A 15,417-nucleotide genomic window follows, 5' to 3' on the forward strand; every position below is an offset into this window, starting at 1 on the left:
GATGCTGCTCGACTATGACCGCCTCGGCTGGCTGAAGGTCGCTCTGCTCGCTTTCACAGCTTTAGTCGCGGCGTTCCTACTGCTGCCCGTAGTCTTCATCGTGCTGCTCTCTTTCGGCTCGTCACGCTGGCTGGCCTTCCCGCCGCCCGGCTGGACGCTCAAATGGTATCAGGAGCTGTTTTCCGATCCGTCCTGGATCGAAGCCGCGCTCACCAGCGCCCGCATCGCCACGATGACGGCCATCCTCGCCGTGACCATCGGCCTGCTCGCCTCCTTTGCGCTGGTTCGCGGCCAGTTCCGCGGCCGCGAGATCCTGCGCGGGCTGCTTTTGACGCCGATGGTGCTGCCGGTCGTTGTCTTCGCCATCGCCGTCTACGCCTTCTTCCTGCGGCTTGGCCTGGGCGGCACGACAGTCGGCTTCGTCATCGCCCACACCGTGCTTGCGCTGCCCTTCGCCATCATCCCGATCGCCACCGCGCTCGAAGGTTTCGACAAGTCGATCGAGGACGCGGCAATCGTCTGCGGCGCCAGCCCGCTGCAGGCGAAGCTCAGGATCACCCTGCCATCGATCCGCATCGGCATCTTCTCCGCTGCTATCTTTTCCTTCCTGGCCTCCTGGGACGAAGTGGTCGTGGCGATCTTCATGGCCAGCCCCACCTTGCAGACCTTGCCGGTCAAGATCTGGGGCAGCCTTCGATCCGACCTCACCCCTGTCATCGCCGCCGCCTCCAGCCTGCTGGTTGCGCTCACGCTGGCCCTGATGATCGTGACGGCACTCTTGCGCCGAAAGCTGCAGACATGACCCAACCTTTTCTGTCGATCCGCAAATTGCGCAAGGCATTTGGTGCCTTCACCGCCGTTCATGATGTGACGCTGGACATTCCCAAGGGCCAATTCCTGACCTTCCTCGGGCCGTCGGGTTCGGGCAAATCGACGACGCTCTATGCCATCGCCGGCTTCCAGGATCCGACCTCCGGCGACGTGCTGCTGGAGGCCAAGTCGCTGCTGTCGGTGCCCTCGCACAAGCGCAACATCGGCATGGTCTTCCAGCGCTACACGTTGTTCCCGCATCTGAGCGTCGCCGAGAACGTCGCCTTCCCGCTCCGCGTCCGCCGCCGACCGGAGGCCGAGGTCAAGCGCAAGGTCGCCGACATGCTCTCGCTGGTGCGCCTCGAAAGCTTCGCCGATCGGCTGCCCACGGCGCTCTCAGGCGGTCAGCAGCAGCGCGTCGCGCTCGCCCGCGCGCTGGCCTATGACCCACCCATCCTTTTGATGGACGAGCCGCTCTCGGCGCTCGACAAGAAATTGCGCGAGGAGATCCAGGCCGAGATCCGCCGCATCCATCGCGAGACGGGCGTCACCATCCTCTATGTCACGCATGACCAGGAAGAAGCGCTGCACCTCTCGGACCGCATCGCGCTCTTCCGCGATGGCCGCATCGAGCAGATCGGCACCGGCGAGGATCTTTACCTCAGGCCCGCCACCGACTTCGTCGCCGGCTTCATCGGCAACTCGAACTTCCTCGCCGCCGAGCATCTGGAAACCGCGGGCGGCGCCTCCACCGTTCGCCTCGCCGACGGCTCCCTCATCTGCGGCATAAACTCCAATGGCAGCTTCGAGCGGGGGCAGAAGACCAGGTTGATGGTCAGGCCGGAAGCATTTCGCATGGAGCGCTCGCCGAACAATGCGGAGCTTTCCGTCGAGATCGTCGATGTCGCCTTCTACGGCGAGCGCCGGCGCATCGTCGCGCGCACAAGCGTCGGACAGGAAATCGACATCAGGCCGACGTCTTCGGCAGCGGCAACGCATGATGCCTCGCCCGGCCGGCGCCAGGTGTTCTTCGATCCCGGCGGCGCCTTTCTGTTTCCTGCTTAACGGCTGCTAGAGCAATTCCAGGAAAAGTGTGCGCGGTTAAGCTCGGCGCCTTAGCCGTAGCCTTCCGTTCGGGATTGCGTCAGAACAAAGAGATAGAGCGGTTCGCCGTTTCCGTGAAACGGTGAAACGCTCTAAGCGACGAGATCGCTGCTGGGCGCTTGCGTGACCGGCTCCCCGAAATTGGCCTCGAGCCAGGCAATGGCGCTCGCGACATCTTCGATGGCGAAGCGCGCGGTGGTCTCACCCTGCGGCTTCACGCGGATCGAAATTCCTCCTGCGGCATTGACCGTGTCGAAGCCGTTCTCGTCGGACGTATCGTCGCCGAGGAATACCGGGCGCCTGCCGGTGAAAGGATCGGTCTGCATGAAACGCCGGATCGCGGCCCCTTTGGCCGCTTCCAGCGGCATAAGCTCGACGCCGGCATTGCCGGCAATTACCCGGTAGCCCTTCGGCAGGCGCCCAAGCGCTGCCTCGACCAGTTCCGTTGCACGCGTGAGAAGCTGCGGTGCGGCTCTCGTATGGATGGCGAGCACCGGGCCCTTGCGCTCCACGTAGACGGCCTTGCTTGCCAGCTCCAATTCGATCTCGTCGGCGAGTGCCGCCATGTCCGCCGGCGCGTCGGCGGCCTCGATCCGTCCATCTGGCGCAAGCCTGTGCTCCAGCCCGTAGAGGCCGGCGATCCGAAGCTTTAAGGGATCGAACAGATGGTCCACAGCCGCGATGGAACGGCCGGTGATGAAGGCGAGCGCTCCGTCCAGCCGCCGCTCGATCGTCTCCAGCAATTGCCGCAACTCGTCGCTGACCGACACGCTGTCCGGATGCGCCGCGTGCTCCAGCAAGGTCCCGTCTATGTCGAGGAAAAGGGCCCACCGGCCTTCGGGAAGCGGCGGGGTAAGGTCTGCCTGAATGTTCATCGGAATCCGACTGCTTGTTTGCGTTCGAAGATGGAAACGACATTGTCGCCAGTGGGACCGGTCGGCCGGTCGTATAAAGCCGTGACCCGGTCGAGGTCGCTTCGCTTTCTCAGCCGCGCCGCGTCAAGCAGCATGCTGCCGGCCCATCGGTAGACATTGTTGTCGCGCACGATCTCGCGCATGCGCCGCATTCGCTCGTGCTGCTCGTCCGGCCCCATGGTCAGCGCCTGCAGCATGGCCTCGCTCATCATCGCCGCGTCATAAGGATTGACGATGAGCGCCTCCAGCAATTCGCGCGAGGCGCCGGCGAAGGTGCTGAGCAGCAGCACGCCTTGCTCGTCGTCGCGCGACGCCACGAACTCCTTGGCGACCAGGTTCATGCCGTCGTGCAAGCTCGTGACCATGCAGATGTCGGCCGCGCGATAAATCTCGTAGACGCCTTTCTGAGCGTGATGTTCCGGCACCAGCACGACAGGTTGGTATGTCTCGTTGCCGTAGCGCTCGTTCAGCTCGTCGGCATAGCGCAGACATTCCTCGTGCAGGTGCTTGTAAGCCGGTAGCGTGCCGCGGCTGGGTGCGGCGATCTGGAGAAACACCACCTTTCCGATCGTTTCGGGATGGCGAATGAAAAGCTCCTCCAGCGCATGAAAGCGGTCGAGGATGCCCTTGGTGTAATCGAGGCGCTCGACGCCGACGCATAGTTTGGCATCGGCTGGAATGTCGAACCGTTTGCGGATCCGCGCGCGGCACTCCTCGACGCTGGGCAACGCTTTGAGCAGTTCGACCGGCCACTCGATCGAGATCGGGTAGGAATGCACCAGCGTCACCTGTCCGCCATAGGAGACGGCCGCGTCCGCTCGCTCGATCCGGCTTTCCATGAAGCGGTCGACGCTCTCGGTGAAGTTATTGGCATGGAACTGCGTGTGGAAGCCCATGATCGAGCTGCCGAGCAGGCCGTCGAGGATGCGCTCGCGCCACGGGCAGATGCTGAACACTTCCGAGTTCGGCCACGGGATGTGCCAGAAAGTGATGACGATCGCCTCCGGCAGCCGCTCGCGGATCATGCGCGGCAGAAGCGCGAAGTGATAGTCCTGGACGAGCACGATCGGCCGCTCGTTGCGCGCCTCGGCGACAACAGTCTCGGCGAATTTGCGGTTGACGGCTTCATAGGCCTCCCAGTCCGACTCACGGAAGATCGGGCGCGTGAAAGCGATATGGCAAAGCGGCCACAAGCCCTCATTGGCGAAACCAAGATAGTAGCCTTGATATTCATCCTCGCTCAGCCAGACACGGCGCAGCGTATAGGACGGATTATCGGGCGGCACTTGCACGCGGTCGTTCCCGTCGACCACCGTGCGGTCGGCGCTGCCGCCGCCATAAGCGATCCAGGTGCCGGCGCAGGCACGCGTGATCGGCTCCAGCGCCGAGACCAGCCCGCTCGCCGGCACGACAAGCTCGACGCCGCCGTCCTTGGTCTCATTGTGGATATAAGGTTCACGATTGGACACTACGATCACCTGCGCATCGGGCAGTTCGTCGGCGAGAATCTTGCGCAACGTGTCCGGCGACCATGTGACCAGAGCCGCGTCGACGGACTGCCCGTTCTTTTCGAATTCGCGCAGCACCTTTCGCGCGGCTTCGGCCGCGAAGTCTTCGCCCGAGCCCGGCGAGGCCGTGGCCGTCGGGTGATTGCGACGATGCCGGAATATCGAAATGAAGAACGCGAGAGCGGAAAGCCCAAGGCTTGCGAGAATAAGGACCAAAAAGAGGTCGACGCCAAATTGTGTCATCGAGATGCCAGGTTGCCTCCGGCCTGTCCGCGCTTTGTTTTCGTTCTTGCCGGCTGCGGACCGGTGGACCGGTTCAGGGTGTGCAACGCACAAGCCGGCCATGGGTTCCGACATTTTTCGATTGTTGAACGCGGACTTGCGAAACTCTGCTCACAAACAATTCCAGGAAAAGCGTGTCACGGTTTTCCGCCGGGAATTGTTTCAAAGCACCTAAGTGCGAACGATGAGCGGCACTTGGCCCTCGTACCGGTCGGCCAGGAAGGCCACGACGCGATCGCCGACCCGCTGGAAGGTGAGATCGACCGCTTTGTCGCCGACGGAAAGATGGCGGAGCGTGAGCGTGTCGATGCCGATCGGCAGCCTTGGGCGCGTGACATGCAGCTCACCTTCCCAGCCGTCGATCTCCAAGCCCAGGCACGCCTGCATCAGCATGAAGGTGGAGCCTGCCGACCAGGCCTGCGGCAGGCAGGCGACCGGATAGGCGATCGGCGCCTCGCCGGGCGCCCGGGTGAAGCCGCAGAACAGTTCCGGCAGCCGCATGTTGAAGTGCACGGCCGACTCGAACGTGCCGCTCATGAGCCGCACCACGCTGTCGCGTTCGCCGTAACGCGCGAGGCCCACGCCGCAAAGCGCCGTATCATGCGGCCAGATCGACCCGTTGTGGTAGGACATCGGGTTGAAGAAGATCGCGTCGTCGGCCAGAGTCCGCAACCCCCAGCCGGAGTGAAAGGACGCCGACAGCAGCTGGTCGGCGATCAGCTTTGCCCGCCCGGGCTCGGGCAGGCCGACATAAAGGAGATGGCCGGCATTGGACGTGCGCACTCTGCAAGGCTCACCCTCGCCGTCGATGGCGATGGCGTAGAAGCCGAGATCGTCCATCCAGAAATCACGCTCGACCGCGATCCGCATTTCTTCGGCACGGCCTTCCCAGTGCTCTGCGTCCGCGAATTCGCCGCGGCGGCGCGCGAGTGCCGCCAGGCCTCGGAAGGCGGCAAAGACATAGCCCTGCACCTCGACCAGCGCGATCGGCCCCTTGGGAATGCGCCCGTCGGCGTGGAAGACGGAGTCGAAGCTGTCCTTCCAACCCTGATTGGCGAGACCGGACTCGGCGGCGCGCTGGTAGGTGACGAAACCGGTGGCGCGGCTCGCCTCCTCCGTCCATTCGGCGGCCGCCTTGAGCGAGGGCCACAATTTGTCGATGAAGGCCATGTCGCCGGTGCGTTCGGCATAGGCCGAGGCGAGATGGATGTAGAGCGGCGTGGTGTCGACACCGCCGTAATAGCGGCCGAAGGGAAGCTCGCGCAGCGCCGCCATCTCACCCTTGCGCGTTTCATGCATGATCTTGCCGGGTTGGGAATCACTGAAAGGCGAGGTCTCGGTCGCCTGGTGCTCGGCAAGAAAAGCCAGCACGCCGCGTGCCAGTCCGGGATTGAGCCAAAGCATCTGCAGGCTCGAAATCACGCCGTCGCGGCCGAACGCCGTCGAAAACCATGGGATGCCGGCATAGGGATAAGGCCCGGTCGAAAGCTCCGTGGTGAGCAACGCCACGTCGGCGCGGGCGCGCTCGACCCAATCGTTGAAGACGCGCCCAGAGCTGTGCACGGTGGCGCCGTGCCTGCGTTTGGCGCGCATGCCGAAACGGGCCCGTGCCGCCGCGGCGCGGAAGCGGTCGCGGTCGGGCGTGTCGGCGACTTCGGGGCCTACTTCGACATAGAGCATCTTTTGACTGCGCTTGGTCACCGCGATGAGGAAATCGGCGCGATTGTCGCTCAACTGGTCGGGCGCTTGCGAAAAGGAAATTGCGGAAAGCCGCGGCAAACCATCCAGGCCATCATAGCCGAGCAGCACCGAGGTCTTGTCGGTCTTGGCGACATGCGTCGTGCCGCGCTTCACCCGGGTCGAGCCGCGCACCTCGAACATGTCGCGAAAGTCGGCGGCGAAATGCAGCGAGACGGTGATGGTCGAGTGCTCGCGGCTGTAGTTGGAAAGCGTGATGCGCTCGAACAGCCTGTCCTGCCAGATCAGTCTCGCCCGTTCGATATGGATTGCGCCCTGCGGGATATCGCGGCCGCCGGCGCTTTGGATCGGCAGGTTGGTCAGGTTGGACGTGAACAGCACATTGTCCTGGCTGAGCGATGCGCCGAGAAGCGACATCTGCCTGCCGCCGATGGTCAGCCGGAATTCGGAAAGCACGCGCGTATCATCACGGAAGAACCCGTCGCCCGAGCCCCTGATGTCGCCATAGGCATCGGCGACGGCGAAGCACTCGCCCTGCTTGAGGGCAAAAAGCCGGTGCGGTTCCCGCGGCGCCGTTTCGTCGAGCGAGGAAAGGGCCACGGCAGGATCGAGCTTGCGCTCGTCGAGCTCCATCATTCGTCACCTCTTCGTTTGCCCCGCCCAAGGGCGCCAAGGTCAAGAGGCTTTAGCCTCCGGAATGCCGGTCAGGCGCATATAGGCAGCAAGGTAGTCGCTTGCCATTCTTGTCGCCGAGAACCTTGTCTCGAACACCGCCCTCACCTGCCGCCGGTCGAGATCGAGAAGCGCGGGCATCGAAGCGACCGCATCCTCCACATTATCCACGACGAAGCCGGTGACGCCATTGTCGACGATCTCCGGCAGGGCGCCGCGGTTCCAGGCGATCACCGGCGTGCCGCAGGCCATGGCCTCGATCGCGACAAGGCCGAACGGCTCGGGCCAGTCGATGGGGAACAGCAGGCCTGCCGCATTACCGAGAAACTGAGCCTTCTCGTCTTCCGTGATTTCGCCGACATAGTCGATGCGGTCGCCATCGATGAGCGCCTCGATGTTGTCGCGAAAATAGGCGCGGTCGTCGTCGCCGATCTTGGCCGCCAGCTTCAGCTTCAACCCGCACCGTCGCGCGATCTCGATGGCGCGGTCCGGCCGCTTGTCGCGCGACAGGCGTCCGAGGAATGCGAGATACGGTTCTTTTGCCCGTGGTTCGTAGGTCGGCGGGTAGGCATCGAGCGGCAGTCCGTGATGGATCGTGGCGAGCCAGTTCGCGTCCGGCAAACCCCGCTTCTGGCTGTGTGAAATCGAGATCATCGGGAAACGCGGAAAGCGTTTGTAGGCCGGCGCCAGGTCGACATAGTCGAGCCGCCCATGTGGCGTCGTCACCGTCCGCCCCGCGATGTGCTCGAAGAACGGAAAATGCAGGAAGTGGCTGAGATGGAAATGGATGACGTCGAACTCGCCCGCACGCTCGCGCACATCGGCGAGCATGGCCAGGTGCGCGGCGATCTCGGATTTCTTCGGCCGCGGGTCGAGGCGTATCGCCTGGTCGCGCCCGGGCACCAGCCGCGCCGACGTCTCACTGTCGCCGCTCGCGAACAGCGTTACCTCGTGGCCGAGATCGACGAGCGCATCGGTGATGTAGAAGACGATCCTCTCCGTACCGCCATAAAGTTTCGGCGGCACGGATTCATAAAGCGGCGCGACATGGGCTATGCGCATCGGGTCCCTCGGCTGTTGACGCGAAGCAAAATGCGTCAGCCGCGAGATCGTTCCTGCCCAATTGGTCGCGACTCAAGCTGAGGCCTTGCGGCCGCGCCGCGCCAGGATGTTCGCGACCAGCAGAAGCAGTATGGACAGTGCCATCATCAAGGTTGCCGCGGCGGTGATTGCCGGGCTCAGTTTTTCCCGCAGGCCGATGAACATTTCGAGCGGCATGGTGCGCTGGCCGGCGCTGGCGAGGAACTGCACCACCACCACCTCGTCGAAGGAGGTAACGAAGGCGAAAGCGGCGCCCGAGAGCACGCCGGGCAGGATCAGCGGCAGCATGACGCGGAAGAACGATGTCAGCGGCCTGGCCCCTGAGATCGCGGCGGCGCGCATCAGATTGCGGTCGAAGCCGGTGAGGCTGGCACCCACCGTCACCACCACGAAGGGGCTGGCAAGCGCGGTATGCGCCAGGATGATGCCGGCATAGGTGCTGGCAAGGCCGACACGGGCGTAAAACAAATACGAGCCGACGGCGGTGATCACCACCGGCACGATCAGCGGCGACAAAAGCAGCGGCATGACGATGCGACGTCCGGGGAATCTCTCGTCGGAAAGCGCGATTGCCGTCAGCGTGCCGAGCGTCGTCGCGATCAGCGTCGTGCCGAGGGCGACGATCAGGCTGTTGCCGATCGCCGACTGCCAGCGTTGCGTGCCGAGCACCACCTCGTACCAGCGTGTCGATATCCCCTCCAGCGGGAAGATGAAGAAGGCGCCGCTGTTGAACGACAGCGGCACCGGGATGAGGATCGGCACCAGCAGGAACAGGATCACCAACCCGCACCATATCCACAGCAGCGTGATGCGGATGCGTTCGCCGGCGGTTGGGTAAGGAGAGAGCAGCATGGGCTACACCAGCTTCAGGCGGTCGAGACCGAGGATGCGGGCAAAGATGCCGAACAACGCCAGCGTGAAGACAAGCAGGATGAAGGAGAGCGCCGCCGCCATCTCCCAGTTCAGCTCGACATTGACGTAGTTGGCGATGAAGTTGCTGATCAGCTGATCGCTCGCCCCGCCAATCAGCGCCGGCGTTATGTAATAGCCGAGGCACAGGATGAAGGTGAGCATGCATCCGGCCAGCACGCCAGCAAATACCTGTGGAATGTAGACGCGGCGGAACGCGGTGAAGGGCCTGGCGCCCAGTGAATAGGCGGCCTTCATCTGCGATGGCGGGATGGTGCGCATGACGCTGTAGATCGGCAGCAGCGTGAACGGCAGCTGGATATGCGTCATGGCGATGATCAGGCCGATGCGGCTGTACATTAGGTCGAGCCGATCGCTCGCAATGCCGATAAACAGCAGGAAGTCGTTGACCAGCCCGAACTTCTGCAAGAGCACCGTCCAGGCGGCGGTGCGCACCAGGATCGAGGTCCAGAACGGCAGGAGCACCGCGACGATCAGGATGGCCGCCAGGCCCTTCGGCACGTTGGCGATCAGATAGGCAAGCGGGAATCCGAGGATCAACGTTGCCAGCGTCACAGATGCCGCGACGAAGAAGGTGCGCAGGAACACCTGGATGAAGATCGCCTGCTCAGGCGGTACGCGTTCGATGCCGCCATCGGCGTTCCAGCGCAGGTCGAGCGCGCTGAGCAGATAAAACGACGTGAGGCTGCGGGTACCGTTCTGGATCGCCGGCCAAGTCGATGCTGCCGACCAGAACGGCACCGACTTCAGGGTATCGAGCGCGGCCTGGCCGTCGGCGCTTTCGAGCTTGCGCACCGTCTTCAGCACCTGGCTGCGCGCGCCCGGCAGGCGAGCGTTGAGGCTCTTTGCCAGCTCATAGGCCGTGCCTTTGGCCTGGGTGTCCTTGAGGTCCGCCGCCAGGGCGGCGAAGGCATCGTCGGCGGGCAGGCCCTGGCCGTTCCAGCCGGCTAGGGCCGCGGTCGTCTTGGGCAAAGCATCTGCGATGGTCGGGTCATAGACCGCGCGCGACAATAGCAGCACGATCGGAATGCCGAAGCTCAGCGCCAGAAGGACGAGCAGCGGCGCTGCCAGAAGCAGCGAGCGCATCCGGTCGCCGAATTCGGCGCGCCGGAGCGCCGCCGACACGGATTTGAGATCCGCATCGGCGGCTGACCGGTCGCGGGCCAGCGTCGGCCGGTCGAGTTCGCTGGGCTGGAGCGCCGACATTTCGCCTTCCTACTGAGCGAGCCAGGCGTTGAAGCGCTTGACGAGGTCCTCGCCATAGTCGCCCCAGAACTCGGTGTCGGCGACGAGATAAGCGCCGGCGAGATGATCGGGAGCGTTGGGCAGCTTCGGCAGCGCGTCCGGCGCGACGAACGACGCTGCGTCGGTGCGCACCGGCCCGTAGGTGATGTAACTGGCGAGCTTGGCGTTGTTCTCCGGCTTACTGATATAGGCGAGATATTTGTAGGCGAGCTCCGGATTGCGCGCGCCTTTCGGGATGGCGATCATGTCGTATTCGAGGATCTGGTTGTTCCAGACGATCTTGAACGGCTTGCCATCGGTGTCGATGGCGTTCTGGATGCGGCCGTTCCAGGCGGTGGTCATCACCACTTCCTTGGAGGCCAGAAGCTGCGCCGGCTGCGCGCCGGCATCCCACCAGACGATGTCCTTCTTGATCGTGTCGAGTTTCTTGAAGGCCCGGTCGACGCCTTCCGGCGTCGCCAGCACCTTGTAGACATCGGCGGGCGCCACGCCGTCGGCCATCAGCGCCCATTCGAGATTCTGCGCCGGGAACTTGCGCATGGCCCGCTTGCCCGGGAATTTGGTCGTGTCGAAGAGGTCGAGGACCGAGGTCGGCCCCTCCTTCAGCACCGTCGGGTCATAGGCGAGGATGTCGCCGTAAGCGTCTAGCCCGACACCACAATCGAGCGCCGAGCCCTGGATGAATTTGTCGCGGGGTGCGATCTTGGAATAGTCGAGCCGCTCGAGGATGCCGGCGTCGCAGCCCTGCAGCACGGTCGCTGTCTCGACCGTCACCAGGTCGATCGGCACGTTGCCGGTCTCGACCATGGCTTTCACCTTGCCGAGATCGCCCAGATACTCCTGTTCCAGGATCTTGGCGCCGGTTTCCTTCGCGAACGGCTCGAACCAGGCCTTGCGCTGCGCATCCTGCCAGGCGCCGCCGCTCGCCATGATCGACAGCTCGTCGGCAAAGGCGGCGCCGGCGATGGTCATGCAGGCCGTGGCGGCCGCGAGCGCGAATAGGCGTGTTCTCATCTGTGTCATGTCATTTTCCCCTGTTTTGGAATGGCGCCGCCTTTCCGGCATCGGCCGGAAAGGCACGGCAATCGTTGGGCGCGCAGGAGACCGTCACGGCCTCGCCGTTTGCCATCGTCGCTTCGGGGCCGACTTTGACGGTCAGCACCTGGTCGTTGGCGAGCCTGGCCAGAAGACGCAGGTGATCGCCGAGATAGATGCGCCCATCGACGGTTGCCGATAGCGCGTTGCCGCCAGCAGGCGCCGGCGAAAGAGACAGCCGCTCGGGTCGGATGGCGACATGGCAGCTACTGCCTTGCGTGACGCCAACAGCGAGCGCGGTGATCTCGCCGCCGCCGTTCAGCCGGACGCGGCATTGCTCGCCCGAGACGTGGTCGACCACGCCTTCCAGCGTGTTGTTCTCGCCGATGAAGCTCGCGACAAAAGAGCTTTGCGGTGTGTTGTAGAGATCGTCCGGCGAGCCGAGTTGAGCGATGCCGCCCTGGTTGAACACGGCGACGCGGTCCGACATCGTCAGCGCCTCGCTCTGGTCGTGCGTGACATAGACGATGGTGACGCCGAGCATGGTGTGGATCTGCTTGATCTCCAGCTGCATATGCTCGCGCAATTTCTTGTCGAGCGCCCCGAGCGGCTCGTCCATCAGCACCAGGCTCGGCTGGAAAACCAGTGCGCGGGCAAGCGCCACGCGCTGCTGCTGGCCGCCGGAAAGCTGGCTCGGCCGGCGGTCGCCGAACTGCCTTAACCGCACCATGTCGAGCGCGCGGCCGACGCGGGCTGCGATGTCGGCCTTGCTCACCTGGCGAACGGAGAGCGGGAAGCCGACATTCTCCTCGACCGTCATATGCGGGAACAGCGCATAGTTCTGGAACACCATGCCGATGTTGCGCTGGTAGGGTGGCAGGCGGTCGACCGGCTGGCCTTCGAGCGTGATCGTGCCATGCGTCGGCCGCTCGAAGCCGGCGAGCATGTTGAGCGTCGTCGTCTTGCCGGAGCCTGAAGGGCCGAGCAGCGTCAGGAATTCGCCGCGCGCGACGGTGAGGTTCATCCGCGTCACCGCGAAGGTCCGCCCGTCATAGGACTTCTCGACGTCGGCGAACTGGACGAATCCCGGACCGGCGCCGTTTGCGTGCGCGACGCTCGTCGGCGCAGCCAGCAAAGCGGCCTGGCCGAAGCTCATCGTCCGCTGCCCTGGCTGCCGCCGATCGATTCGCGATGTGGCTTGCGATCCATGCCTCGTCCTCCCCGGAACCAGCCTGCCACCAGGCAGGTCGTCCGACTTGTATGATCACACAATTAACCTGAAATCGACCATAGATGCGGACAACTTTGTCCGTCAAGGGAGTTTTCGCAAAGTTGTGTGATTATTTTAATCGGCTATCTTGCGAATACATGTCAGACAAGCCCTATTGTACGGGGCAATGTCTTATGCTAGATGCCCCACAAGTGAGACGTCCGTCAGCCTTGGTTCGAATCCCGCATGCTTCAAGATCTTCGCCTCACGGAGGATGAAAGTCCGGTCTACCGCCGTCTTGCCGACGCGATCGCGGAACGCATCGCAGCCGGCACGCTCGCGGTCGGCGACCGGCTGCCGCCACAGCGCGAGATCGCGCGGGCGCTGGGCATCAACGTCACCACGGTAACGCGCGCGCTCTCGACCCTTCAGGAACAGGGCCTGCTCGAGGCGCGGCCCGGGCGCGGCACGACTGTCGCCGCCCGTGACGTCGTCGAGCGGCCCGGCTTTGTATCGGCGCCGAGCGACCAGAGCGGCATCATAGACCTTTCCGTGAACCGGCCGCCCACTTCCGCCTATCTCGATGCGGTCGCAGCGTTGCTGCCGCGACTTTCCAAGGACCGGCACTATGCCGCGCTGCAGGATTACCATCCGCCGGAAGGACCGCTCTGGGGACGCGCGCCGATAGCCGATTGGCTGAAAGCCGTCGCCGGCGATGGCGATCCGGGCCGCGTCGTCCTCGCCGCCGGCGCCCAGCATGGCCTCGACTGCGTTCTGGGCGCTGTCACCCGGCAAGGCGAGGTGATACTTGCCGACGAGGTGACCTATCAGGGCATCAACGCACTGTGCCGGGTCCACGGACTCGATTTGCGCGGCGTCGCGATGGATCGCGGCGGCATGCGTCCGGACGCATTCGAGGCCGCTTGCGCGCAGCTTCGCCCGCGTGCCGTTTTTCTGGTGCCGACGCTGCACAATCCGACGACGATCACGCTGAGCGAGGAGCGCCGGCACGAATTGGCAGCGGTCGCCCGCCGCCACAACGTGCTGATTATCGAGGACGACGTCTACCGGCCGCTGGCCGACGACCCGCCGCCTTCCTTCGCCAGCCTCGAGCCTGAGTTGACGATCCATCTCGGCGCGCTGTCGAAATGCCTGGCGCCGGGCCTGCGCCTCGGCTTCGTCATCGCCCCGCGGCCGATCACCGGGCAGGTCGCGGCGGCGCTGCGCATCAACTGCTGGAGCATCAGCCCGCTGACGGCGCTTATTGGCGCGAGATTAATCGAGGAAGGTGCAGCCGGCCGCATCATCGACATCCAGAAACAGGAATTGCGCCAACGCCAGGCGATCCTGAGCGAGATCCTCGGCCGCTTCGACATCCAGGCGCATCCGACATCGACCCATGCCTGGCTGCGCCTGCCGGAACCCTGGCGCGGCGCCGGCTTTGCCCGCACCTGCCTGGAGCGCGGCGTCGCCGTGCTGCCGGGCGACGCCTTCGCGGTCGGCCGCGAGCCGGTCCAGCACGGCGTGCGCATCAATGTCGGCGCGGCGCGCTCGCTCGACGACTTGCGCTCGGCGCTCACCACGATGGCCGAACTGCTTGCCGCTGGTCATCTGCAATTGCCGGGCTTCGTCTAAGCTCATGACTTCCACAGCGGTGCCAAAATCGATCGAGATCGCCATCATCGGCGCCGGCGTCGTCGGTCTGGCAAGCGCCTTGCGCCTTGCTGGCGAGGGCCGCGAGGTCCTGCTCATCGACCCCAACGAGCCGGGCTCGGGCGCCTCGTTCGGCAATGCCGGCACGATCGCCGAATATGCCTGCATGCCGGTCGGAAATCCCGGCGTGTTGCGCGCTCTGCCGAAGCTGCTGCTTGATCCGGACAGCCCGTTCTCGCTGCGCTGGGCGGCACTTTTCCAGCTCGCGCCATGGCTGGTTCGCTTTGTCCGGCAGTCGCTGCCGGCGGCAACCCGCGCCAATGCGTTGGCGCTCGCCGGTCTGCTGGCCGAAGCACTGCCGGCCTGGGGAGAAATGGTGCAGGAGGCCGGGCTTCAGGATCTGATGCGCCGCAACGGCTGCCTCTATGTCTATCGCCGCGACAGCGATTTCGTCGCCTCCGCGGGCGGACGGGCCTTGCGGGCCGAGCTTGGCGTCCATCAGCAGGTTTTGACCGCCGAGCAGGTGGCCGCGCTGGAGCCGAGGCTGGCGGAGTTCGAGGCCAAAGGCCTCTATTTCCCGGACTCGATCAATGTCAATGATCCCAAGGCGGTGATGGCGCGGCTGGCGGCTGCCGCCACCGCGCGCGGTGTCCAATTCATGCGCGCGAGCGTGATCGGCCTCGCAGCGAGTGCCGGCGGCGTGCGGCTAAGCGGCCCGGACCTCGCCATCACGGCGAAAAAAGTGGTGATTGCGGCTGGCGCACGCTCGCGTGCGCTCGCCGCCCAGGCCGGCGACCGGATCCCGCTGGACACCGAGCGCGGCTACCATCTCGAGTTTCCGACGGCGGCACCTTTGCTCAACCGTCCGGTCTGTCCGGTCGATCTCGGTTTCTACATGACGCCGATGGAGGGCAGGCTGCGCGTTGCCGGCACCGTCGAGCTCGGCGGACTTAAAGCGCCGCCCAATCCGCGCCGGCTGGCGCTGCTCGATCGCGGCGTGCGGCAGTTCTTTCCCGATCTCGGCCCGCCATCATCGCAATGGCTGGGCTTCCGGCCGTCGCTGCCGGACTCACGCCCGGTCATCGGACCCTCGGCCAAATCGCAGGACGTGATCTATGCCTTCGGCCACGGCCATTTGGGGCTGACACTGGCCCCGGTGACAGCCCGCTGGGTCACCGGCTTCATCACTGGCCGAGGCGTGCCATCAGCCGCCGATTTTGCCGCGGCGCGTTTCGGCTGAGCCAAGGCGTCAAGC

The 15,417-nt window shown here is 64.6% G+C and carries 12 protein-coding genes; 4 read left to right on the forward strand and 8 right to left on the reverse strand.

Features of this window, described 5'->3' with window-relative positions:
* Position 1 precedes the first annotated feature (1 nt).
* Together RFM68_RS03560 and RFM68_RS03565 are read left to right on the forward strand one after the other, a co-directional pair.
* On the forward strand, positions 2–802 hold the full coding sequence (locus RFM68_RS03560) for an ABC transporter permease (protein ID WP_320231275.1): 801 nt from the start codon (positions 2–4) through the stop codon (positions 800–802).
* Positions 799–1,875: an ABC transporter ATP-binding protein gene (locus RFM68_RS03565; protein ID WP_320231276.1), complete on the forward strand. Its 1,077-nt coding sequence runs from the start codon at positions 799–801 to the stop codon at positions 1,873–1,875. The genes RFM68_RS03560 and RFM68_RS03565 overlap by 4 nt, the downstream gene beginning before the upstream one ends.
* A gap of 131 nt (positions 1,876–2,006) precedes the next feature.
* Here RFM68_RS03565 and otsB read toward each other — a convergent pair whose 3' ends face one another.
* The 8 genes from otsB to RFM68_RS03605 all read right to left on the reverse strand — a co-directional run bounded on the left by otsB (position 2,007) and on the right by RFM68_RS03605 (position 12,455).
* The gene (gene otsB / locus RFM68_RS03570; protein WP_320231277.1) at positions 2,007–2,789 is read right to left on the reverse strand and encodes a trehalose-phosphatase; all 783 of its coding nucleotides are present in this window, start codon (positions 2,787–2,789) and stop codon (positions 2,007–2,009) included.
* The gene (locus RFM68_RS03575) at positions 2,786–4,579 is read right to left on the reverse strand and encodes an alpha,alpha-trehalose-phosphate synthase (UDP-forming) (protein WP_320231278.1); all 1,794 of its coding nucleotides are present in this window, start codon (positions 4,577–4,579) and stop codon (positions 2,786–2,788) included. The genes otsB and RFM68_RS03575 overlap by 4 nt, the downstream gene beginning before the upstream one ends.
* Before the next feature lie 210 nt (positions 4,580–4,789).
* Positions 4,790–6,952, reverse strand: a complete 2,163-nt coding sequence (locus RFM68_RS03580) for an amylo-alpha-1,6-glucosidase (RefSeq protein WP_320231279.1) — start codon at positions 6,950–6,952, stop codon at positions 4,790–4,792.
* A 39-nt stretch (positions 6,953–6,991) separates the two neighbouring features.
* The gene (locus tag RFM68_RS03585; RefSeq protein WP_320231280.1) at positions 6,992–8,050 is read right to left on the reverse strand and encodes a glycosyltransferase family 4 protein; all 1,059 of its coding nucleotides are present in this window, start codon (positions 8,048–8,050) and stop codon (positions 6,992–6,994) included.
* Positions 8,051–8,122: 72 nt separating this feature from the next.
* The gene (locus RFM68_RS03590) at positions 8,123–8,941 is read right to left on the reverse strand and encodes an ABC transporter permease (RefSeq protein ID WP_320231281.1); all 819 of its coding nucleotides are present in this window, start codon (positions 8,939–8,941) and stop codon (positions 8,123–8,125) included.
* A gap of 3 nt (positions 8,942–8,944) precedes the next feature.
* Positions 8,945–10,225: an ABC transporter permease gene (locus RFM68_RS03595; RefSeq protein WP_320231282.1), complete on the reverse strand. Its 1,281-nt coding sequence runs from the start codon at positions 10,223–10,225 to the stop codon at positions 8,945–8,947.
* Between the two features lie 9 nt (positions 10,226–10,234).
* Positions 10,235–11,287: an ABC transporter substrate-binding protein gene (locus RFM68_RS03600; protein ID WP_320231283.1), complete on the reverse strand. Its 1,053-nt coding sequence runs from the start codon at positions 11,285–11,287 to the stop codon at positions 10,235–10,237.
* A 1-nt stretch (position 11,288) separates the two neighbouring features.
* Positions 11,289–12,455: an ABC transporter ATP-binding protein gene (locus RFM68_RS03605; protein ID WP_320231284.1), complete on the reverse strand. Its 1,167-nt coding sequence runs from the start codon at positions 12,453–12,455 to the stop codon at positions 11,289–11,291.
* 300 nt (positions 12,456–12,755) lie between these two features.
* Between RFM68_RS03605 and RFM68_RS03610 the strand changes: the two genes are divergently transcribed.
* Both RFM68_RS03610 and RFM68_RS03615 read left to right on the forward strand, forming a co-directional pair.
* Positions 12,756–14,144 carry an aminotransferase-like domain-containing protein gene (locus RFM68_RS03610; RefSeq protein ID WP_320231285.1) on the forward strand — a complete coding sequence of 463 codons (1,389 nt, stop codon included), beginning with the start codon at positions 12,756–12,758 and terminating at the stop codon, positions 14,142–14,144.
* Positions 14,145–14,148: 4 nt separating this feature from the next.
* On the forward strand, positions 14,149–15,402 hold the full coding sequence (locus RFM68_RS03615) for an NAD(P)/FAD-dependent oxidoreductase (RefSeq protein WP_320231286.1): 1,254 nt from the start codon (positions 14,149–14,151) through the stop codon (positions 15,400–15,402).
* Positions 15,403–15,417 lie beyond the last annotated feature (15 nt).

This window comes from Mesorhizobium montanum (genome assembly GCF_033977145.1).
Taxonomy (GTDB): Bacteria; Pseudomonadota; Alphaproteobacteria; order Rhizobiales; family Rhizobiaceae; genus Mesorhizobium; species Mesorhizobium montanum.